At 70.1% G+C, this 20,765-nt stretch carries 17 protein-coding genes and 1 tRNA gene; 3 read left to right on the top strand and 15 right to left on the bottom strand.

The window, feature by feature from the left end; translation table 11 throughout:
• Positions 1-58: 58 nt before the first annotated feature.
• From rplT to VXJ25_RS00865, 11 genes are all read right to left on the bottom strand, one after another.
• Positions 59-424, bottom strand: a complete 366-nt coding sequence (gene rplT, locus VXJ25_RS00915) for a 50S ribosomal protein L20 (protein ID WP_330957326.1) — start codon at positions 422-424, stop codon at positions 59-61.
• A 46-nt stretch (positions 425-470) separates the two neighbouring features.
• Positions 471-665, bottom strand: coding sequence for a 50S ribosomal protein L35 (gene rpmI / locus VXJ25_RS00910; RefSeq protein ID WP_330957325.1), 195 nt, complete (start codon positions 663-665; stop codon positions 471-473).
• A gap of 2 nt (positions 666-667) precedes the next feature.
• On the bottom strand, positions 668-1,240 hold the full coding sequence (gene infC, locus VXJ25_RS00905; RefSeq protein ID WP_330957525.1) for a translation initiation factor IF-3: 573 nt from the start codon (positions 1,238-1,240) through the stop codon (positions 668-670).
• A gap of 350 nt (positions 1,241-1,590) precedes the next feature.
• A tRNA-Leu gene (locus VXJ25_RS00900) sits at positions 1,591-1,676 on the bottom strand.
• Positions 1,677-1,756: 80 nt separating this feature from the next.
• The gene (locus VXJ25_RS00895) at positions 1,757-2,395 is read right to left on the bottom strand and encodes an MBL fold metallo-hydrolase (protein ID WP_330957324.1); all 639 of its coding nucleotides are present in this window, start codon (positions 2,393-2,395) and stop codon (positions 1,757-1,759) included.
• Positions 2,396-4,792, bottom strand: a complete 2,397-nt coding sequence (locus VXJ25_RS00890) for a RelA/SpoT family protein (RefSeq protein WP_330957323.1) — start codon at positions 4,790-4,792, stop codon at positions 2,396-2,398.
• Between the two features lie 7 nt (positions 4,793-4,799).
• Positions 4,800-8,534, bottom strand: a complete 3,735-nt coding sequence (gene recJ, locus VXJ25_RS00885; RefSeq protein WP_330957322.1) for a single-stranded-DNA-specific exonuclease RecJ — start codon at positions 8,532-8,534, stop codon at positions 4,800-4,802.
• A gap of 4 nt (positions 8,535-8,538) precedes the next feature.
• A complete protein-coding gene (gene secF / locus VXJ25_RS00880) occupies positions 8,539-9,498 on the bottom strand; it encodes a protein translocase subunit SecF (RefSeq protein WP_330957321.1) in 960 nt (319 codons plus the stop codon).
• Positions 9,491-10,990: a protein translocase subunit SecD gene (secD, locus tag VXJ25_RS00875; RefSeq protein WP_330957320.1), complete on the bottom strand. Its 1,500-nt coding sequence runs from the start codon at positions 10,988-10,990 to the stop codon at positions 9,491-9,493. Before secD ends, secF begins: the two co-directional genes overlap by 8 nt.
• Before the next feature lie 113 nt (positions 10,991-11,103).
• Positions 11,104-12,276, bottom strand: coding sequence for a tRNA guanosine(34) transglycosylase Tgt (tgt, locus tag VXJ25_RS00870; protein ID WP_330957319.1), 1,173 nt, complete (start codon positions 12,274-12,276; stop codon positions 11,104-11,106).
• Positions 12,277-12,386: 110 nt separating this feature from the next.
• Positions 12,387-12,659: an HPr family phosphocarrier protein gene (locus VXJ25_RS00865; RefSeq protein WP_330957318.1), complete on the bottom strand. Its 273-nt coding sequence runs from the start codon at positions 12,657-12,659 to the stop codon at positions 12,387-12,389.
• A gap of 393 nt (positions 12,660-13,052) precedes the next feature.
• On the opposite strand from VXJ25_RS00865, the gene VXJ25_RS00860 reads away from it, so the two are divergent.
• Complete coding sequence (locus VXJ25_RS00860) at positions 13,053-14,318, top strand: coiled-coil domain-containing protein (protein WP_330957317.1); 1,266 nt, start codon at positions 13,053-13,055, stop codon at positions 14,316-14,318.
• A 56-nt stretch (positions 14,319-14,374) separates the two neighbouring features.
• On the opposite strand, the gene queA is transcribed toward VXJ25_RS00860, so the two are convergent.
• The 4 genes from queA to VXJ25_RS00840 all read right to left on the bottom strand — a co-directional run bounded on the left by queA (position 14,375) and on the right by VXJ25_RS00840 (position 17,633).
• Entirely contained in the window at positions 14,375-15,538 is a 1,164-nt protein-coding gene (gene queA / locus VXJ25_RS00855) for a tRNA preQ1(34) S-adenosylmethionine ribosyltransferase-isomerase QueA (RefSeq protein WP_330957316.1), read from the bottom strand.
• Positions 15,539-15,676: 138 nt separating this feature from the next.
• The gene (locus VXJ25_RS00850) at positions 15,677-16,225 is read right to left on the bottom strand and encodes a PTS sugar transporter subunit IIA (protein ID WP_330957315.1); all 549 of its coding nucleotides are present in this window, start codon (positions 16,223-16,225) and stop codon (positions 15,677-15,679) included.
• A 132-nt stretch (positions 16,226-16,357) separates the two neighbouring features.
• Positions 16,358-17,005 (bottom strand): epoxyqueuosine reductase QueH, encoded by a 648-nt coding sequence (locus tag VXJ25_RS00845; protein WP_330957314.1) that lies wholly within the window; start codon positions 17,003-17,005, stop codon positions 16,358-16,360.
• Positions 17,006-17,024: 19 nt separating this feature from the next.
• Positions 17,025-17,633, bottom strand: coding sequence for a DUF3267 domain-containing protein (locus VXJ25_RS00840; protein ID WP_330957313.1), 609 nt, complete (start codon positions 17,631-17,633; stop codon positions 17,025-17,027).
• 127 nt (positions 17,634-17,760) lie between these two features.
• Between VXJ25_RS00840 and VXJ25_RS00835 the strand changes: the two genes are divergently transcribed.
• Together VXJ25_RS00835 and VXJ25_RS00830 are read left to right on the top strand one after the other, a co-directional pair.
• Positions 17,761-19,791: a class I tRNA ligase family protein gene (locus tag VXJ25_RS00835; protein ID WP_330957312.1), complete on the top strand. Its 2,031-nt coding sequence runs from the start codon at positions 17,761-17,763 to the stop codon at positions 19,789-19,791.
• Between the two features lie 2 nt (positions 19,792-19,793).
• Positions 19,794-20,702: an alpha/beta fold hydrolase gene (locus VXJ25_RS00830; protein ID WP_330957311.1), complete on the top strand. Its 909-nt coding sequence runs from the start codon at positions 19,794-19,796 to the stop codon at positions 20,700-20,702.
• Positions 20,703-20,765: the final 63 nt, after the last annotated feature.

Raw genomic sequence — 20,765 nt, 5'->3', positions numbered from 1 at the left:
CCCTGCGCGCTCGCCGCCAGTCAGGTGCCAGCTGCGAACAGAAGGAGGCTCGCCGTGCCTACTGGGCGGCCTCGATGGCCTTCTTGGCGACCTCGGCGAGGGCGGCGAAGCCCTCGGCGTCCTCGTAGGCGACCTGGGCGAGGACCTTGCGGTCCAGCTCGACGCCGGCGAGCTTCAGGCCGTGCATGAACTGGCTGTAGGACAGGCCGTTGACGCGGGCCGCGGCGTTGATGCGCTGGATCCAGAGAGCGCGGATGTCGCGCTTCTTGTTGCGGCGGTCACGGTACTGGTACTGCATCGAGTGCTGGGACTGCTCCTTCATCCCGCGGAAGGTGCGGGAGCTGGTCCCGTAGTAGCCCTTGGTACGCTGGACGAGGGTCTGACGCTTCTTGCGACCGGCGACTGCGCGCTTAACACGTGCCATATCTGATCAACTCCTTGAGAATGCTTCTGAACTGACGCGTGTGCGCCTACTTGCCCATGCGCTGGCTGACGACCTTGACGTCGCCCTTGCCCAGTGCGGCCTCCTTGCGGAAGTTACGGATGCGCTTCTGGGACTTCTTCGTCAGGATGTGGCTCTTGAAGGCCTTGGCACGCATGATCTTGCCGGTGCCGGTGCGGCGGAAACGCTTGGCCGAACCCTTATGAGTCTTCATCTTGGGCATGACTAGTTCTCCTTCTCGTCATCGTGGGACGCGTCGTCATCCGGGAGCTTGTCGAAAGCACCCTTGATGGGGGCGACGAGCATGTGCATATTGCGGCCTTCCATCTTAGGCTGCTGCTCGACGGTGGCGTAGGGCTTGAGGTCCTCCGCCAGGCGCTCGAGCACGTTGAGGCCCTGCTCGGGGTGAGCCATCTCACGACCGCGGAACATGATCGTGATCTTGACGCGGGCACCCTTCTTGAGGAACCGCATGACGTGGTTCTTCTTGGTGTCGTAGTCGCCCACGTCGATCTTGGGCCTGAACTTCATCTCCTTGACCTCGACCTTGACCTGCTTCTTGCGCGCGGCCTTGGCCTTGCGGTCCTGCTCGTACTTGTACTTGCGGTAGTCCATGACCTTGCAGACGGGAGGCTCCGCGTTGGGGGCGATCTCGACCAGGTCCATGTGCTGCTCGCTGGCGATGCGCATCGCGTCACGGACGCCGAACAGGCCGAGCTGGGAGCCGTCGACGCCGATCAGACGACACGTACGAGCTGTGATCTCCCCGTTGACGCGGGGGCCGTCGTTCTTGGCTATTGTCTTGCACCTTCCCTTCGTCGCGGCTGCTTCGCCGCATAGAAAAAACCCGAGCCACAGCTGGGCCCGGGTAGACAGAAGCAGCCCCTGAGGGGCGCGCATACGTTGTCCGACCAGGCGGCAGCCGAAGCGCCACGTAGGTGGGGACCCAACCGCGGTCCCGCTTCGCAATCACACGTTTATAAATCATAGACTCTGCTTGCACGTCGTGCAAGCGAGAATGACGTGAGCCTCGACGGCCAAACCCGAATCCACAGCTCGGACACAGTAGGCCCGACCAGCCGATCCCGTGGGCCGAGCGGCCGAGACGAAAAGCGCCCCGCCTGCTCGAGGCGGGGCGCTGGGCACTCTGGTACCGGCGGTGGGGGTCGAACCCACACGTCCTTACGGACAGCAGATTTTGAGTCTGCCGCGTCTGCCATTCCGCCACGCCGGCGCTTGTCGCACCACTATAACAGATGGGAGCCCGCTCAGCGTCGGATGTGCGCGCGCAGCCACTCGGCGGCCTGGCCGACGCTAGCCCCTACGCTCCCTCAGGAAGGGGTTGGCGGAGAGCTCCCGCTCCATGGAGGTGAGGTCGCCGTGGCCGCAGCACAGCATGGTCTCGGGCGGGATGACCTCCTTGAGGTGCGCGAGCGTCCTCGTGAGGGCCGCCGCGTCGCCGCCCTTGAGGTCGGTGCGGCCGGCGCTGCCCGCGAAGATCGTGTCGCCCACGAAGGCGATGCCCTCCCCCAGGAGGACGATGCCGCCGGGCGTATGCCCCGGCGCCTCGATCACGCGGAAGCGCGCCCGTCCGACCTCGACGACGTCGCCCTCGGCGAGCAGCCGGTCGGGGGCGGGGGCGTCGGTGTCTGCGAACTGCGACTCCACGCTCGCGTGCTCTGCCAGCTCCGCGTCGGCCTCGCTCATGGCGAAGGGCGCGCCAGTCCTCTCCTTCAGCGCCGCCACGCCGCTCACGTGGTCCCCGTGGCCGTGCGTGGCCACGATGACGCTCACGTGCACGTCGTCGAGGCGCTCGGCTATATCCGCGCCAGCGTCCCCGGGGTCCACCACCATGCACTCCCCGTCCGAGACGTACGCGTAGCAGTTGGTGCTGATCGGACCCACCACGAACTGCCTAAGCTCGCCGGCCGCCCGTCCGCTCTCCTCCGCCATCTATATCCTCCTCTTCATCTCGTTGCCGCCCTCGCCGGGCAGGATCCTGCGCGCGTCGTAGACCGACGGCACGCGGCTCGCGTTCGCGAGCAGGGTGTCGAGCAGGCTCGCGTCCGAGATCGCGACGAGGAACCGCAGGCGCGCCACCCCCTGGGCGCTCGTCTGGGTCGCCGCGGAGAGGATGTTGGCGCCCGCGTCGTTGATCGCGATGGTCACGTCCTTCAGCAGGCCCATGCGGTCGCTCGCCTCGATGACGATCTCCACCTGGAACTCGGTCGCCCCGGAGGTGTCCCAGTCGACCTCGATCATGCGCTCGGGGTGCTCCATGAGCGACTTGACGTTGGGGCAGTCCGCGCGGTGCACGGAGACGCCCCTGCCGCGGGTGATGAAGCCGACGATGTCGTCGCCGGCGACGGGGTTGCAGCAATGTGCCAGGTGGACGAGCAGGTCCGGGTCGCCCTTCACGACGACGCCGCAGTTGCTCCTCCTGCCCTGGGCGCCCTTGCGGGAGGGTTGCACCTTGGGAGCCTTGAGCGGGGCGTCCGAGGCGATCGCCCACTCGCGGGCGGCCTCCCTCTGCGCGGCGTTCTCCGCCGCCGCCTGCTGGGCGGGCGAGCCCTCCTCGAGGACGGCCTCGACCTTGTTGGCGACCTGCTTGACCGAGAGCTTGCCGGTCCAGATTCCCTGGTAGAGGTCCTCCACCGTGTGCAGGTCCATCTGGTCGAGCACCTTGTGGATCGCCTTGGTCGTGCGCGGCGTGGAGATGCCGTAGGCGCGCTTGCGCAGCTCGGCCGCGAGCTGGGCGCGGCCGGCCTCGGCGTCCTCGGCCTTGTTCGCCGTGGTGAAGTACTTGCGGATCTTGGAGCGCGCCGAGGGCGTGTGCACGATGCCCATCCAGTCGTGCGACGGGCGTGCGTTCTTGTTGGTCAAGATCTCCACGCGGTCGCCCGTCTGCAGCGTGTAGGTGAGCGGCACGACGCTCCCGTTGACCTTGGCGCCGACGCAGTGGTTGCCCACCTCGGTGTGGACGGCGTAGGCGAAGTCGAGCGGCGTGGAGTCCTTATGCAGGCTCATGACGTCGCCCTTGGGGGTGAAGACGAAGATCGTCCCCTCGAACAGGTCGATGCGCAGGCTCTTCAGGAACTCGTGCGGGTCGTCGAGGTCCGCCTCGTTGACCCAGTCAAGGCTGCGGCGGATGTAGTTGATCTGGGTGTCGATGTCCTTGTCGTCCTCGGACATCTGGCCCTCGGAGTTGCCCGCCTTCTTGTAGAGCCAGTGGGCGGCGATGCCGTACTCGGCCTGCTCGTGCATCTCCTGCGTGCGGATCTGGATCTCGAGGGGACGGCCCTCGGGCCCGATCACCGTGGTGTGCAGCGAGCGGTAGTTGTTGGCCTTGGGCGTCGCGATGTAGTCCTTGAAGCGGCCGGGCAGGGGGTGCCACAGCGCGTGCACCGCGCCGAGGACCGAGTAGCACTGCCCCACCGTCTGGGTGATGACGCGCAGAGCGATGAGGTCGTAGATGTCGGAGAACTCCGCCTTCTTCCGGCGCATCTTCTCGTAGATGGACCACAGGTGCTTGGGGCGCCCGGTGATCTGGAAGTCCTTGAGGCCCACGCGAGCGAGCTCGTCGGAGAGGGTCTTGATGGCGTCTTGCGTGTTCTGCTCGCGCTGGGCCCTCGACTCCTGCACCATGCGGGCGATCCTCTGGTACTCCTCGGGCTCCAGGTAGAAGAAGGCCAGGTCCTCGAGCTCCCACTTGACCGAGCTCATGCCGAGCCTGTCCGCGAGCGGCGCGTAGACGTCCATGGTCTCGCGCGCCTTGAAGACGCGGCGGTCGGGCGGGAGGGCGGCGAGGGTGCGCATGTTGTGCAAGCGGTCTGCCAGCTTGATGATCACGACCCTGATGTCCTTGCTCATGGCAAGGAACATCTTGCGCAGGTTCAAGGCCTGCTTCTCATCCATCGAGGAGACCGAGATGGTCGTGAGCTTGGTCACGCCGTCGACGAGCTCGGCCACCGTCTGGCCGAAGCGCTCAGTGAGGTCCGCGAGCGAAGCGGAGGTGTCCTCCACCGTGTCGTGCAGCAGCGCCGCGCAGATGGTGTCCTCGTCCATGTGGAGGCCCTTGGCGAGGATGAGCGCGACCTCGACGGGGTGGTTGATGTAGGGCTCCCCGGAGCGGCGCCTCTGGTCCCTGTGGTACTCCGCGGCGAACCGGTAGGCCCCGTCGATCTTCTTGCAGGCCGCCTCGTCAAGGTAGGCCCTGCAGGAGGTCTGGAGGAGCCGGTAGTTGTCCGCTGCGGGAACGGCCTCCTCCACGGAGGGACCGCCCGCGACGGCGTCCGCGGCGGCTTCCTCGCCCGCGGCGGGCGACGGCAGCTCGGCTTCCTTGTCTGACATGACCCCCCTATCGGTCGACGACGTCGCCGAACGACGGCGTTATTGGTCTGTTGATTCTACACAGAATCTCCTGCGGGCGCGACGAGAGCGCCCAAGCCGCAAACTCCGAGAAATCATCCCGGGCGCGCTGGCCCTCGAGGTAGCGGATGGAGCTCTCGAGGTCGACCCGTTCCGGGCTCGGGCTCATCTGGATGTGGCGCGAGGAGCCGTAGCCACGGGTCGTGAGCAGCCCAAGCTCGCGGAAGATCGAGACGCCGCAGGAGACGGAGCGCTCGTCGAGCCTGGAGCAGGGGTCCACCTCGAGGGCGGACTGCGCGATGTCGGCGTTGTTGAGGGCGAAGGAGCCGTCTACCTCGCAGGCCTCGGGCGACCCCTTGGAGAGGCACTGGCGCGCCATCCTCGTGAGCGTGCGGTACAGCGTCACGAGGTCCTCGCGCGAGGGCGCCGAGGACGAGAGGATCCTCTCGTTTATGCGCGCGTCGCGGCTGCCGTACATGAGCCAGATGCGGGCCCGCTCTCCGTCGCGCCCGGCGCGGCCGCTCATCTGGTTGAACTCCGCCGACCCCATGGGCAGGTGGTAGAGGACGACGTTCCTGATGTCGGGCAGGTTGACGCCCTCGCCGAAGGCGCTGGTCGAGACGATGCAGCTCAGCGCTCCGGATCGAAAGGCCTCCTCGACGCGCGTGCGGTCCGGGCGCGTCAGGCCCGCGTTGTAGAAGGCGACGCGGGGCGCGAGGTCCGGCAGGGCGTGCCGCAGCATCCGCGCGAGGCTCACCGACTGCTCGCGCGAGTTCACGTAGATGATGGTCTTCTCGCCCGCCGCCACGACCGACACGAGGGCGGCCTCGCGGTCGCGCAGCTCGCGGTGGTCCTCGAGCTCGAGGTTCGCCCGGACGCTCTGGTCGACCACGACCGCGTCGTGGCGGATGCCGAACAGCTGGCAGACCCTGGTGGCGACCGGCGTGGAGGCGGTCGCCGTCACCGCGCACACGGTCGGCGAGCCGAGGCGGCGCAGCGCCTCGGGAAGCCCCGCGTAGGCGTCCCTCTCGCCCGTGCCCGCGTGGTGGGCCTCGTCGATCACGACGAAGCCGACCTCGCCGGCGGAGAGGCGGCGCGCATGAATCTCGAGGAACTCGGGGGTCGTGAGGACGACGTCGACCTCGCCGGCCGAAAGCGCGCCGAAGACCTCGTCGCGCTCGTCGGGCGAGGTCTCGCCCGTGAGCACGCGCACGCGCACGCCCAGCGGCCCCAGGCTCTCCCTGAGGTGGAAGGCCTGGTCGGAGACGAGGGCGCGCAGCGGGTACACGAAGACGCTCGCGCGATGGGCGAGAAGAGCCTCGCGCGCCGCGTGGACGTGGAAGACGAGGGACTTGCCCCGGCCCGTCGCCATCACGCAGAGGGTGGGCCTCCCCTGGGCGAGCAGGTCGAGGGCCGCCTTCTGGGCGGGCAGCAGCTCGTGGTCGCCGATCAGGTGGCGACGCAGCCTGTCGGTCAGCTCGGCGCCGCCGAGGGAGGAGAGCTCGGCGCGCGCGAGCTTCGCGGGGTCGTCCCCACGACCGGCGCCGCCGGCGCCCCCGATGCGCGCGACCTGCACGTTCACGCCGAAGGCACGCCCGTCGCCCCCTCCGGTGACCTCGCGGACCGAAGCCTCGTAGCGCACCCCGTCGTCGATCAGCGGGGCGATCGCAGCCGCGATCTGGCGGCGCAGGAAGCCGACCTTGCGGCCCGCGGGGTCCCTGAGGGCGACCGCGCACTTGTCGGCGGGGTTGTCCGCCTCGTGCACGACCGCGAGCACCTCGCCCGGCGCGAGCTCGGATATAACCTGCTGGCGGTCGCCGAAGCTCACGCCGACCGCTTTGGTGAGGAAGCTCGACGCCTCAGCGATCCCGGCGAACTCGTCGCGCGAGAGCACCTCGTCCGCGCGGGAGAAGAGCTCGTCGGCGAGGCTTTCCGGCTGCGCAGGCGGGCACGGGGAGCCCGAGGCGGCCCGTGCCGCGCCGGCGGCGGGCGCGCCCGCGGACGCGGCGGGCGCGGCGTCGCGGTAGATGATGTCCTTGACCATGAGCTTGGGCTTGCAGCGCCCCTGCCAGACCTCGTTCACCGCGTCGAAGACGAGGTCGACGGCGCCGTCGTACGCGCTCGCGTGCTCGATGTCCGGTGCGCGGAACATGATGGCCGGCACCGTCGTGAAGCCGTCGGTGGCCGAGAAGCACAGGTGGTTGTTGGAGTAGCCCACGCGGGAACGGTTCTTCATCAGCACGCCGCAGGCCCCGAGGAGGGGCTTCTTGTTGCCCTGGCCGAACGGCTGGAGCACCTCGAGCGAGGCGATGTTGTCGATCGTCATCTCCTGGAGGCTCACGAGGGTGGTGACCTCGCCCGTGTCCTGGAACTGCTCGGCCGGCAGCCGGTCCAGGACCTCCTCGAGCCGGTCGCGGAAGGCGTCGAGGTTGGCGGCCTCGAGCGTGACGCCGACGGCGCCCGCGTGCCCCCCGAAGCGCACGAGGAGGTCGGAGCACTGCTCGACCGCGTGGAAGAGGTCGACCGACCCCACGCTCCGCCCGGAGCCGCGCGCCACGCCGTCCGAGATGGTGAACAGGATCGCGGGCACGTGGTAGCGGTTCACGATCCGGCTCGCCACGATGCCCTTCACGCCCTCGTGCCAGCCCTCGCCGCCCACGACCGCCACGCGCCCGCCGTCATAGGTCGCGTCGAGCACGGCCATGGCCTGCTCGGCGAGGTCCGATTCGATCTCGCGGCGCTCGCCGTTGATGCGCTCGAGCTTGCCGGCAAGCACCGCCGCCTCGGCGGCGTCGTCTGAGATGAGCAGGTCGAAGGCCACGTCGGTGGTGCCCATGCGCCCCGCGGCGTTGAGGCGGGGTATCAGCGAGAAGGGCAGCGCGTCCGCGGTGACCGAGGCCAGGTCCACCCCTGCCGTCGCCGCGAGCGCGACGAGGCCGGGCCGACCCGTGCGGCGGAGCCGCTCGATGCCGTCCGCGACGAGCGCGCGGTTCTCGCCCCTGAGCAGCATCATGTCGGAGATGGTGCCCAGGGTCGCGAGGTCGGTGAGGCCGCGCCAGAAGTCGGGCTCGCCGTCCCTGCGCCCGACCTCCGAAACCATCTTGAGCGCGACGCCGGCGCCCGCAAGCTCCCGGGAGGGGCAGCCCCCGCCGATCTTGGGGTCCGCGACGGGGACGCCTGCGGGCACGAGGTCGCCCGGCTCGTGGTGGTCGGTCACCACCACGTCGACGCCCTGGTCGAGCAGCCACGCGACCTCCTTTGCGGCCGCGATGCCGTTGTCGACCGTCACCAGGAGGTCCGGGTGGCAGGCCTCGATGACGCGGTCGAGCGCCTCGCGCGAGAGGCCGTAGCCCTCGCCGAAGCGATGCGGGATGAAGGGCGACACCTTGGCGCCGAAGTGCCTGAGGCCCAGCGTCAGGATGCAGGTGGCCGACATGCCGTCCACGTCGAAGTCGCCGAAGACCGCGATCGTCTCGCCCCTCGCGATCGCGCCCATGACGCGGTCCGTGGCCTCCGCCATGCCGGGGATCGCCAGGGGGTCCACCCAGTCGCGCTCGAGCGAGGGCGCGAGGAAGCGGCGCGCCTCCTCCACGTCCGCAAGCCCCCGCGCCACCATGACGCGGGCGACCAGCGGCGAGACGCCGAGCTCGGAGACAAGGGCCTCCTCGGCCCCGGCGTCGGCGCCGAGGATCTTCCAGCGCGGGCTTGTGGCGAGGCCTGCCATGGGGCTACTCCGCGCCCTTGGCCGGCGCGGCCGCAGAGGCAGAGGCGCCGTACTTCGCCTCGAGCTTCGCCCACTTGGGCTCGTGGGTCTTCCAGACGGCCAGCAGCGGCGAGGCGACGGCGAAGCTCGAGTAGGTGCCGAGCAGCTCGCCGACGAGTAGCGCGAAGGCAAAGCCCTTGAGGGTCTCGCCGCCGATGACGAGCATGCAGATGACCGGGACGATGGTCGTTAGCGTCGTGTTTATCGAGCGGATGAAGACCTCGTTGATCGAGAAGTTGCAGATCTGGTAGTAGGTGCGGTGGACGCCGTCCTTGAGCTGCTTGGCGTTCTCGTTGGTGCGGTTGAACTCCACCACCGTGTCGTAGAGCGAGTAGCCCATGATCGTGAGGAGGGCGGCGACGACGTTGGGCGTGACGGGGATCTGGGTCCAGGCGTAGACGCCGACCGTGATCACGAGGTCGTGCACGAGGGCCACGACCGCCGCGATCGACATCTTGAACTCGTAGCGGATCGAGACGTACGCGATGATCGCGAGGATGGCCACGAAGAAGGCCGCGAGCGAGGAGCGCGTGATGTCGGCGCCCCAGTCGGGGCCGATCGTGGTGACCGTGTAGGAGTCCGAGGGGAGGCCGAGCTCCTCTGCCGTCTGCGCCGCGTGCTGGGTCGCCACGGTGGCGTCGGTCGTGTCGGAGCGGACGAGGAAGCCCTCGACGCCGTTCGCGAGGGTCGTCTGGACCGTCGGGTCCTGCTCGCCCGCGTCGGCGAGCGCCGAGCGGAGCTGCTCGATCGTGACGTCGCCCGTGCCGTTGAAGTCTATCTGGGTGCCGCCGCGGAACTCGATGCCGAGCACGAGCCCGCGCACCACGAGGCCCACCAGCGCGAGCGCGACGAGCGCGACGGAGACGGCCAGGAACTGCCTGCGGTGGGCGATGAACGCTATCTCGTGGGAGAAGTGGCTACGCATCGCGCGCACCCCCCTTCACGGCCGCCGAGCGCGCGGCCTCGGTCTTCTTCCTTCCCTCCGCGACGTCTGCGGTCACGCCCCAGAACCCGGGATGGCGCTCGATGGGACCCGCGGCGAGCAGCCTCAGCATGGGGACCTTGAAGCAGAACATCGTGATCACGTCGCACACGACGCCGAGGGCGAGCGTGAGCCCGAAGCCCTTGACCGAGCCGACCGCGACGAAGAAGAGGGCGAGCGCGGTCACGAGGGTGACGACGTCAGCGTCGAGCGAGGTGGCGACCCCGTGCTTGGAGCCGCTGACAGAGGCGTTCTTGATGCTGCGCCCCATGCGTATCTCCTCGCGGAAGCGCTCCAGCACGAGGATCGAGGAGTCGGCCGCAGAGCCGGTCGTCAGCACGATGCCGGCAAGGCCCGGCAGGGTGAGTGAGAACGCCCCGAAGGACGAGAGCAGGGCGAGCATCCCCAGGTAGATGATCCCGAAGACGGCGAGCGAGCCCATGGTGAGCAGCCCCAGGCCCCGATAGAAGAAGAACAGGTAGACGACCACGAGCGCCACGCCGACGCCGATGGCGACGATGCCCTGGTTGAGCGAGTCCTGGCCGAGGGTCGGCCCCACGACGCGGCTCTCGCTCATCGTGAGCGTGACGGGCAGCGAGCCGGAGTCGAGGACCGTCTTGAGGCTCGTCGCCTTGTCGAGGGTGAACTGCCCGGTGATGGACACCTTGCCGTCCGTGATCTCGCTCTGCACCGCCGGGGCGGACTCCACGACGCCGTCGAGCACGATCGCGATCCTACCGTTGGTGGGGGCGAGCTCCTTGGTCACCTCGGCGAACTCCTTCGTTCCCTCGTCGTCGAAGGTGATGTTGACCGCATAGTATCCGGTCGAGGCGTTGGAGGCCTGGCCCACCGAGGTCTGGGTGATGGAGGAACCGTCGAGGAAGGCGGTGTAGGTGCCCTCCTTGAGCTTGACGCCCTCGGTGCCCGTGTTGAGCTTGGCGAGCGCGTCCGCGTCGCCAATCTCGTCGAGGCGGACGAACTCGAGGTGGCCCGTCTGGCCGATGGCGGCGACGGTCGACTCCGCGTCGGTCGCTCCGGGGATCTGCACCAGGATCGAGCTGGACCCCTGCTGCTGGACGCTCGCCTCGTTCGCGCCGAGGGAGTTGACGCGCTGCTGCACGATCTGGGTGGCCGTCGCCATGTCCTCCGAGCTCGGAGTGCCCCCATCGGAGGTGGTCGCCGTCATGATGACGGAGACGCCGCCCCGGATGTCGAGGCCCTGCGTGATCTTCTCGCCCAGGGGCGTGAAGCCGAAGACGCAGACGCCGAGCGCCACGAGCAGGACCACGAGCGTGGTGAGGTAGCGCCTCCTGTCGCGCGACACCCTGCGCCTACCGCCGCGCGAGCCGCGGGGCGCCCTCCCCTGTGTCCCCTCGGAGGCCTTCCAGCGGTCCACGCCGCTCGGCTGGCCGGAGGGGTCGTTCTTTCTCGCCATAGAAACGTCCTCACGATCGGGGCGGACGCAGCCGCCCTACGGGTTCAGCCCAACCATTATATGTGGGCGCGCCCCACGCGTCCCGCGTGGAGGCTCCGCGCCGCCTCGAGCCCCTAGAACTCCCGGGACACCGGGAGGTCCATCCAGTCGCGCACGAAGGAGCCGTAGGTGCCGTCGAGAATGCTCTGGCGCGCCCGCCTCATGAGCTCGAGGAGGAAGTAGAGGTTGTGGAGCGAGACGAGCGTGGCGCCCAGGATCTCGTGCTGCCGGACGAGGTGGTGCAGGTAGGCGCGGGTGAAGCCTCCCGCGCAGGCCGGGCAGCCGCAGCCGGGTTCGAGCACCTCGTGGTCGTGCGTGAAGCGCGCGTTCTTGAGGTTGAGCTTCCCCTCGGTGGAGAAGGCCGTGCCCATGCGCGCCGTCCTCGTCGGCAGGACGCAGTCGAACATGTCTATGCCGCACGCGACGCCGCGCACGAGCGTCGTGGGGTTGCCCACCCCCATGAGGTAACGCGGCTTGCCCTTGGGCATGTGGTCTGAGACGAGCGGCGCCAGGGTCTCGAACATCGTCTCGTGGTCCTCGCCGACCGAGTAGCCCCCGATGCCGTAGCCGGGGAAGTCCCCGCACTCCTCGAGGTGCCGCAGGCTCCTCAGGCGCAGGTCCAGGTGCATGCCCCCCTGGACGATGCCGAAGAGCGCCTGGTCGGCCCTCGTGTGGCTCTGCCAGCAGCGCTCGGCCCACAGGCTCGAGAGCTCGACGGCGCGCTCGACGAAGGAGCGCGGCGAGGGGTAGCCCGGGCACTGGTCGAGCTGCATCACGATGTCGGCGCCCAGGCTCTCCGCGATCTGCATGTTGCGCTCGGGCGTCCAGGTGACGTAGGTGCCGTCGTAGTCGACGGTGCGGAAGGTCACGCCGTCGCGCGAGAGGCGCACGTTGTCCGCGTGGCTGAATACCTGGAAGCCGCCCGAGTCCGTGAGGATCGGCCCGTCCCAGCGCATGAACTCGTGCAAGCCGCCCATCTCGCGGACCAGGGCCTCGCCGGGCCGCTGGCTCAGGTGGTAGGTGTTGGCGAGGATGATCTTCGCCCCCAGCTCCTCGAGCTGACTCGGCAGGACGCCCTTCACGGTCGCCTTGGTCCCCACCGGCATGAAGATGGGCGTGGGGACGTCGCCGTGGGGCGTGTGCAGGACGCCCGCCCGCGCGTGCGTCTCCGGGTCCTCCGCGACGATGTCGTAGCCGAACCAGCGGCCCTGCCCCCCGTCCTCGCGGCCGGGCTGTCCGTCTGCCATGGGCCCTCCTCTCTCGCGCGGCCCGCGGGCGGCGGGCTGCGCCCCTAGAACAAAAAGCCCGGCGCGAGGCGCCGGGCGGATGGTGCGCGTATGGTCGTGCGAAGGCGCGTCTACTCGCCGAAGCCGCCGTCGATGAGGGCGATCAGGGCGTCGAGGGCCTGCTGCTCGTCGGGGCCGTCGCACGCGACCTCGACCTTGGTGCCAGAGCCCATGCCGGCGGCGAGGATCATCATGATGGACTTGGCGTTCACGGGGGCGGTGCCCTTGTCCACGTCCTTGATGGTGACGGAGGACTGGTACTTCTTGGCCTCGGTCACGAAGACGGAGGCGGGACGAGCGTGAAGACCAGTGGCGTTGACAATCGTCGTCTGCTTAGAAACCATGATGGTGCTCCTTCTTCTCCTTGCGCTCACATGGGTACGCCCCATGCACTACCGACTATCTTAAACGAAACGAAATGCATTTTACACACAATCCGGACGTCCAACTGCGACTTCTTGCACCCACCGCCGATTTCCTTATAAGAACACCAAGACTTGCGCGCAAATCGGTCGGGAGACGGCAGGATATTCCCCACGAACGGCCTCCCCAATTCGGTGAGCGAGGGCGGGGGCCCGCGGTCCAAGGCGCGCGACGCGCCCCAAACATGTTGATTCGCGGCGCCGCACCCCGCGTGGCAGGGCCTGCGGCGGCGTGGTGTATCTTCTAAGACTGGGCGGGGCCGCACGTGCGGCCCCGCGCGAACCCCGGCTATCGGCACCCTCGAAAGGACGGCAATGGCAAGGCACGCACGGAAGGCAGCACCCGACACCACGCCGAGTCGACAGGCCGCCCAGGCGGACGCCGGGACGGCCGGGACCGAGAGGGGCGGGGCCGAGAAGGACGCCGCGAGGCCCAGGCGCGACAAGGGCACGAAGGGCCGCTCCGCCCTGACCGGGGGCTTCTCCGCCCTGAGGAAGGTGCGCAAGGCCAACAAGGACCTCGGCGCCGCCCAGACCGAGCTGCGCCAGCTCCGCCAGATGCTCCAAGACGACCGCGACCTCCTCGCACATCGCGAGCAGGTCGAGCGCGACTACCCGCAGATCCTCTCGGCCCAGAACGCCGAGATCAAGACGGCCTCCGCCGCCTCCGCCCGCTCCGCCGAGAGGGCCGCCTCCCTCACGGAGGAGCGCGGCAGGCTGCTCGCCGACCTCGAGCGGATGAAGGCGGACCACGAGCGCGAACTACGCCCCTTCAGGAACCTCATGGACTCCTCGCGCAGCCGCGCGGACGACTCGGCCCGCAAGCTCGCCGACGCCAAGCGTGTGCTCAAGGGCGCCGAGTCCAGGGTCGCAGACGAGACCAAGAGGCGCGACCAGCGCCTCAAGACCGCCAACCGCGACGTGGACAGCGCCCAGGAGCGCCTCCGCAAGCTCGAGGCGGAGATCTCCGCCCTCGAGGGCGACGCACAGGCCGTACCCGGCGCCATCGAGAAGGTCAAGGCGGAGCGCGAGCTGGAGCTCTCCCACATCGAGACCGCCAAGGGCGACGTGGCGCGCATCAGCGCCGAGTGCGCCGAGGCCGTCGACGCCGCCCAGCGCGAGCTCGTCTCCCGCCAGGTGCTCACCGAGGAGGCCGAGCGCGAGGTCAGCTCCACCAAGCAGGAGGCGACCGCGCGCAAGGAGGAGTACGAGCGCCTCTTCAAGCAGGCGAGCGCCGAGGAGAAGCAGCTCGAGGACCAGGCCAAGGCGAGGGAGGACGCCGCCAAGGAGGCGACGAAGGCCAAGGAGGCGGCCGACAGGCGCGTCGAGGCCGCCCGGCAGATCCTCGGCGAGGCGAACGAGATCCACGGCAACCCCGCCACCACCCAGGGCCTGAGGGAGCGCATCGCGAACGAGAAGCGCGACGCGGACGCCAAGCAGGCCGAGGTCGACGCCCTCAAGCGCACGGCGGCCGAGCTCAAGCGCAGGACGCGTGCCTCGCGCGCCGTCTTCGTCCTCGCGTGCGTCGTCCTTCTCGCCGTGGCTATAGTCGCGCTCTGGTACTTCACCCAGAGGCGCTAGCGCCCCCGCCCCGCCCGCGCGGCGACGAGCGGGGACAAGGGCGGCGGCAGCGCCCCCTAGCGGATCAGCATCGCGTCGCCGAAGCTCAGGAAGCGGTAGCGCTCGTCGATCGCGGCCTGGTAGGCGGCCATGATCTGCTCGCGCGTGGCGAAGGCGGACACGAGCATCATGAGGGTCGAGCGCGGCACGTGGAAGTTGGTGATGAGGCCGTCCACCACGTGGTAGGTGGAGCCGGGCATGAGGTAGAGCTGCGTCTTGGCGTCCCTGCGCTCGACGAGGTCTCCCCTGCCGAGGGTCCTCGCGGAATCCGGCGCGTCCTCGAAGCGGCACGCGACCATGGGCGGCTCCGAGACGGGCGCCTCGGGGTCGAAGGCGCTCTCGAGCGAGCGCACCGACGTGGTGCCAACGGCGATCACGCGGTGGCCGGCCGCCTTGGTGGCGTGCACCGCGTCGACGACCTCCTGCGGGACGTGGTAGCGCTCGGTGTGCATGACATGCTGGGTCGGGTCGTCCTCCTCGACGAGCCGGAAGGTGTCGATGCCCACCTCGAGCTCGACGGTCTGCCAGCCCACGCCCCTCTCGCGCAAAGACCCGATCAGCTCGGGCGTGAAGTGCAGGCCCGCGGTCGGGGCCGCGGCCGAGTGCTCCTCGCGCATCGCGTAGACCGTCTGGTACTTCTCGGGGTCCCCCTCGTACTGGGTGATGTAGGGCGGCAGGGGCACGTGGCCCGCCTTGTGGATGGCCTCGTCGAGCGTGAGCCCCTCCGCGGGCTCGAAGCGCACGAGGCGGCCGCCGCGGTTGTCCTCGAGGTAGTCGACGACCTCGGCCGTGAGCACGACCGGCCAGCCCAGGGGCGCGTGGGCGCCGCCCTCGCGGTACTCGATGCGCGCGCCCTGCTTGAGGCGCTTGCCCGGCTTGACCAGGCACTCCCAGACGCCGCCCAGGGGGTCGAGGTCCTCGCGGCGCTTGAGCAGCAGCGTCTCCGCGACGCCGCCGCTGCCGGCCTTGTGCCCCATCAGGCGCGCGGGCATGACGCGCGTGCGGTTGGCGACGAGCAGGTCGCCGGGCTCGAGGTAGTCGCCCACGTCGCGGAAGCGCCTGTGCTCGAGCGAGCCGTCCTCGCGGTTCAGGACGAGGAGCCTGCAGGAGTCCCTCGGCTCCGCCGGGGCTTGGGCGATGAGCTCGTCGGGCAGTGGGTAGTCAAAGTCGTCGGTACGCATGCGGGTCCTCTCCTCGGGTCCTGGCGCCGGTCTCCCCGCGCCGACCGCCCATTCTAGCGCGTCGGGCGCGAGGGGGGTTGCGGCGGGCGAGCGCGCCCACGGCTCGCCCGCCGGGCCCGCCGCAGGGCCCGAGGGCCGCTACCCGACCCTGAGAAGGGGCTCGCCGACCTTGAGCAGGGGCATGCCGTCGATCTTGGTGCCGCTCTCGGCGACCAGGGCCACCGCGCGCTCGTCCGCGTTGGTCACGGAGACGATGACCGTGGGGTCGAAGCCCGCCTCCACGATCCTGTCGGCGTCGAAGGCGAGGAGGGGCTGACCGGCGAAGACGTTCTCCCCCGCCTCGACGAAGCGCTCGAAGCCCTTGCCGTCCATCTTCACCGTGTCGATGCCGACGTGGACGAGCACGTCCGCGCCGTCCGCCGTCCTGATGCCGATGGCGTGGTTGGTGACCATGGTGACCTCGACGCGGCCGTCCGCAGGGGCGAAGACCACGTCGCCCATCGGCAGGATCGCCGCGCCCGCGCCGAAGATCCCCTGGGAGATGGTCTTGTCGTTGACCTTGTCGAGGGGTACAAGCAGGCCCGAGACCGGCACGTAGATGGCGTCCGGCTCGGTCCTGAAGCGCGCCGCCTTGGGGACGCTGGGGGTGGGGGCGCCCGCACCCATGATCTTGCTGAGGAAGCCCATGCTCTGCCCTTCTCTTCGTCGTGGCGCCGTCGCCACTTTGTTATGACAATTATCGCCCACCCGTCGGCGTGCGAGAAGGACGTGCACGGGAACGGCACGCGCGCACCCGCGAGCGCGGCGCGACGGCGGGCCTCAGCGCGAGCGCGCCCCCTCTGCCGCCCCCGCCCCGGCCGCGGCGCGCTCGGCGCGGGCGGCCGCCTTGGCCGCCTTGCGCTCGTCGCGCGCCCGGTGGCGCTCGTCGGCGGCCTCGGCCGCGCTGAAGCGGCAGCCGCAGTAGTTCTGCCGGTACATCCCCAGCCCGCGCGACTCCGTCACGGACTCCGGGTAGTGCGGGCGGAAGTCGCGCCAGACCGGGGTCAGCCCGTTGGCGCGCGCCGTCGCCTCGAGCACCTCGCGGCACTCGTCGAAAAGCTGGTACGGCGAGACCGCCAGCGTGGTGCTCACGTACTCGAAGCCCTCGCGACGCGCCACGCGGCAGGCCTCCTGGAGGCGCACCGCGTAGCAGGCGCGGCAGCGGCGCGCCCGATCGGCGCCAGCGGGGGCCACGACGCGCTCCCACGCCTCCCGGTCGTCCGCGCCGACGACGAGCTCCACGTGCGCGACGTCGGCCGCCCACGCGCGCAGCACCTCGAGGCGCAGGTCGTGCTCGGCCACGGGCTGGATGTTGGGGTTCGTCCAGCAGATGGTCGGCTCGAAGCCCTCCTCGCGCAGGTACTTGACCGGCTCGAGCGAGCACGGGGCGCAGCAGGCGTGCAGGAGCAGCCTTCGCCTTCCTCGCATGTGACCCCCATCCCGCCCGCTACGCGAGCAGCCGTATCCCGAATTCGCAGTCCTCGACCCTCGTCGCCCCGCGCGTCCTCGCGATGGCCCAGGCCATCGCGAGGTCCCCGGTGCAGCCCGCGAGGTGGAGCACGAAGAGCCACCAGCCGAGCAGCGGCAGGGACAAGGTAGCACACACGACGAGGAAGGCGCAGCTCAGCAGCACCATAGGGGCGAGAAGGACGGCCGTGAAGCGCGCGCGTGGCAAGACGGTCCCCAAGGCCGAGGTGGTGAGCATGCCGGGCTCGCGGCCGAAGCGCACGCGCGTCCCCGGCCCTCCCGCGAGCCTGAAGGCCGCCGCGTGGACGAGCTCGTGGACGGGCAGGGCGGCGAGCGAGACGAGGGTGAGGGCGAGGAGCCAGGCGGGGCCGACGCCCTCGTGGGAGGGTCCGGGCGCGAGTGCCCAGGCCAGGGAGACCGCGCAGCCGACGGCCCCGACGGCGAGCGAGCCCAGGGTCATCTGGCGGCGGAGGCCCTCGTCCTCGAGGACGTTCACCTCGCGCACGACGCGCCCGGACGACGCGTCCTTCTCGCCCTCGTGCGCGCTCGCCGCGCCCCGATCGGCGCCGCGCCCCTGGTCCCGCACCATGCGCGCCCCCTCCCCCGGCGAGGCGCTTTGCCCAGCCGGCCACGCCCGCGCCGTTGTGGGATAATTCATAGCACTTATGAGTCGGCTGGGCGCACGGGCGCCCTGCACGAGTGACAAGGAAGCACGAATGTCTCCAGAAGCCTCCGCGGGCACGCGCCCCGCGTTCCCGCACCGCGCCGTCATCACCGGCGGCATGCCCTATGGCAACAAGAACCTGCACTTCGGCCACATCGGCGGCGTCTTCGTGCCGGCCGACTTCTTCGCGCGCTTCCTGCGCGACCGCATCGGCCGCGAGAACGTGCTGTTCGTCTCCGGCACGGACTGCTACGGCTCGCCCATCATGGAGGGCTACCGCAAGAAGGTCGCCGAGGAGGGCTACGAAGGGACCATCACCGACTACGTGAGCGCCAACCACGAGGCGCAGAAGGCCGCCCTCGACGCCTACGGCGTGAGCCTCGACCTGTTCGCCGGCTCCGGGCTCGAGCCCGCCCGCGAGTTCCACGCGCGCCTCTCCGCCGAGGTCATCGAGCGCCTGCATGAGCGCGGCTACCTCCACAAGATGAGCACCCGCCAGTTCTTCGACGTGAAGGCCGGCCAGTTCCTGAACGGCCGCCAGGTCCAGGGCCGCTGCCCGGTGCGCGGGTGCAAGTCCGAGAAGGCCTACGCAGACGAGTGCGACCTCGGCCACCAGTTCGACCCCGAGGAGCTCATCAACCCCGTCTCGCAGCTGACCGGCACCACCCCCGAGCTGCGCCCGGTCGACAACTGGTACTTCGACCTGCCCGAGTTCAGGGGCACGCTCGACGAGCTCATGGAGCGGTGGGACAAGGACCCGCAGGTGCGCGCCATCGTCACCAAGACGGTGCGCGAGACCCTCGTCGCGCCCGTGATCTACGTCCAGAACAAGTTCCGCGAGAGCTTCGACGCCTGCGAGGGGAGGCTGCCGGCCCACACCGTCCACGAGGCGGAGTCCAACCAGTCGTCCTTCTCCGTCGAGTTCTCCGACTGGCGCGAGCGCGACGCCGCGCGCGAGGTCCTCGAGGGGGCGGGGGTGCGCTTCCGCACCGGAAAGACCCTGCTGCCCTTCCGCATCACCGGCAACATCGAGTGGGGCGTGCCCGCCCCCGACCTCGAGGACACCCACGGCCTCACGGTCTGGTGCTGGCCCGAGTCGCTCTGGGCGCCGATCAGCTTCGTGCAGACCGCGCTCGCCCTCGCGCCCGAGGGCCGCTACTCCTCCACCGACTGGCGCGACTGGTGGTGCGCCGACGACGCCAAGGTCTACCAGTTCATCGGCCAGGACAACATCTACTTCTACTGCGTGGCCCAGCCCGCGATGTGGGAGGCGCTCGACTGGGGCCTGTTCCAGGACACCCCCATCGCCAACTACCACATCCTCTTCATGAACAAGAAGGCCTCCTCCTCAGGCGCCATCAAGCCGCCGATGGCCGCGGAGCTCCTCGAGCACTACACCGCCGAGCAGCTGCGCTGCCACTGGCTCTCGCTCGGCCTCGACCAGAAGGCCGTCTCCTTCGCGCCGAAGCCCTACGACACCTCCGTCAGCCACAAGGACAAGGCGACCGGCGAGGAGGTCCTCGTGCGGGACGACCCCAGGGTGGTGGACCCCGCCCTCAAGGAGTCGGCCTTCCTGACCAACATCTTCAACCGCATCGCCCGCAGCTGCCTGTACGGCGCGCAGCGCGCCTGCGGCGGCCACCTCATGGAGGAGCGCGCGACGGAGGAGGTGGCGCGGTCCTGCACCGAGGCGACCCTCGCCTTCGAGCGCGCGGCCTACCTCTTCGACGCGCACGGCGCGCTGGCCGTGGCCGAGGCGTTCGGGCGCGAGGCCAACAAGCGCTGGGGCGACGAGTCCAAGGCCGCCAAGGACGACGAGGCCGCCTACCGCCAGGCCCTCGCCAACGCCTTCGCCTGCCTGCGCACCCTGACGCTGCTCATGCACCCCGCCGCGCCCGCCGGCTGCGAGCGGATCTGCGACTACCTTGGCTTCCCCCACGATCTGTTCTTCTCCTGGGAGAACGCCTTCAAGGAGCCCTGGGAGCTCTGCGAGGCGCTCGGCGAGGGGCCTTGCGACCACGCCCTCGTCGAGCTCCCCCCGCGCTTCGACTTCTTCGAGAAGCACCCGTCGCAGGTGAGGTAGGCATGGCGGAGAAGGACAGGGGGCCCGAGCGACCGGCGAGGCGCCGGCGCCCGCCCGCTCCCCCGGCGCCCCACTTCCCGCGCCCCTACGCGCGCCCGGCCACGCCGCCCGACAGGGCCTGCGCCCACGTCACGCCCGACGGCGCCCGCATCGCCGCCTTCGTCTACGGGGAGGACCTCGCTGGCACCCCCGTGCTCATGCTCCACGGCAACGGTGAGGAGCATGCGATCTTCGGTCCCGTCGTCGACGCCTGCGTGCGGGCGGGCCACCCCGTGGTCGCCCTCGACTCGCGCGCCCAGGGCCGCTCGACGAGGGGGTCCGCGCCGCTCACCTACGAGCTCCTCGCCGCAGACGCCGCGGGCGCCCTCGAGGGGCTCGGCCTCTCCCCCGCGCACGTCCTGGGCTTCTCCGACGGCGCCATCGAGGGGCTGCTCCTCGCCCGCGACAGGCCCGAGCTCGTGAGGAGCCTCGTCGCAGTCGGGGCCAACCTCACGCCCGAGGGCGTGCGCGACGAGGACGGCTGGCTCGAGTCCGCGCGCGCGTCGCTCGAGGCGTGGGCGGCCTGGTGGCGCGAGGGCGAGGGGGCCGCGCTCGTCCGCTCCGGCGCCGTCGACCCCGCGCTGCTCTCCCCCACCCCCGACGAGGCAGCCCGCGAGGCCGAGCTGCTGCGGCTCATGGAGGTCGAGCCGCACATCGGCGCCGCCTCCCTCGCCGCCGTCCGCTGCCCGACCACCGTCGTCGCCGGCGAGTTCGACGTGATCGAGCCCTCGGAGACGCGCGCGATCTTCTCCGCCGTGCCCGATGCGCGGCTGGTCGTCCTCGAGGGGCTGGGGCACTCCGTCCCCAAGCAGGACCCGCGCGCCCTCGCGCGCATCCTGCTCGAGACCATCGCGTTCGCGGAGCGCCGCTAGGGAGGGCAGGCCGCCGGACGCGGCCCTGACCGGCGGCGCCTGGCCGCACCGACGGCCGCGCGC

The sequence above is a fragment of the Olsenella absiana genome, assembly GCF_036408855.1.
Lineage (GTDB): Bacteria > Actinomycetota > Coriobacteriia > Coriobacteriales > Atopobiaceae > Olsenella_K > Olsenella_K absiana.
Note: the sequence above shows the minus strand (reverse complement) of the source record. Positions and strands in the feature narration are given on the sequence as shown.

Excerpts from the sequence above, each read along its gene's own strand:
- rplT (WP_330957326.1), bottom strand. The coding sequence starts at position 424 with ATGGCACGTGTTAAGCGCGCAGTCGCCGGTCGCAAGAAGCGTCAGACC.
- rpmI (WP_330957325.1), bottom strand. The coding sequence starts at position 665 with ATGCCCAAGATGAAGACTCATAAGGGTTCGGCCAAGCGTTTCCGCCGC.
- VXJ25_RS00895 (WP_330957324.1), bottom strand. The coding sequence starts at position 2,395 with ATGGCGGAGGAGAGCGGACGGGCGGCCGGCGAGCTTAGGCAGTTCGTG.
- VXJ25_RS00890 (WP_330957323.1), bottom strand. The coding sequence starts at position 4,792 with ATGTCAGACAAGGAAGCCGAGCTGCCGTCGCCCGCCGCGGGCGAGGAA.
- recJ (WP_330957322.1), bottom strand. The coding sequence starts at position 8,534 with ATGGCAGGCCTCGCCACAAGCCCGCGCTGGAAGATCCTCGGCGCCGAC.
- secF (WP_330957321.1), bottom strand. The coding sequence starts at position 9,498 with ATGCGTAGCCACTTCTCCCACGAGATAGCGTTCATCGCCCACCGCAGG.
- secD (WP_330957320.1), bottom strand. The coding sequence starts at position 10,990 with ATGGCGAGAAAGAACGACCCCTCCGGCCAGCCGAGCGGCGTGGACCGC.
- tgt (WP_330957319.1), bottom strand. The coding sequence starts at position 12,276 with ATGGCAGACGGACAGCCCGGCCGCGAGGACGGGGGGCAGGGCCGCTGG.
- VXJ25_RS00865 (WP_330957318.1), bottom strand. The coding sequence starts at position 12,659 with ATGGTTTCTAAGCAGACGACGATTGTCAACGCCACTGGTCTTCACGCT.
- VXJ25_RS00860 (WP_330957317.1), top strand. The coding sequence starts at position 13,053 with ATGGCAAGGCACGCACGGAAGGCAGCACCCGACACCACGCCGAGTCGA.
- queA (WP_330957316.1), bottom strand. The coding sequence starts at position 15,538 with ATGCGTACCGACGACTTTGACTACCCACTGCCCGACGAGCTCATCGCC.
- VXJ25_RS00850 (WP_330957315.1), bottom strand. The coding sequence starts at position 16,225 with ATGGGCTTCCTCAGCAAGATCATGGGTGCGGGCGCCCCCACCCCCAGC.
- VXJ25_RS00845 (WP_330957314.1), bottom strand. The coding sequence starts at position 17,005 with ATGCGAGGAAGGCGAAGGCTGCTCCTGCACGCCTGCTGCGCCCCGTGC.
- VXJ25_RS00840 (WP_330957313.1), bottom strand. The coding sequence starts at position 17,633 with ATGGTGCGGGACCAGGGGCGCGGCGCCGATCGGGGCGCGGCGAGCGCG.
- VXJ25_RS00835 (WP_330957312.1), top strand. The coding sequence starts at position 17,761 with ATGTCTCCAGAAGCCTCCGCGGGCACGCGCCCCGCGTTCCCGCACCGC.
- VXJ25_RS00830 (WP_330957311.1), top strand. The coding sequence starts at position 19,794 with ATGGCGGAGAAGGACAGGGGGCCCGAGCGACCGGCGAGGCGCCGGCGC.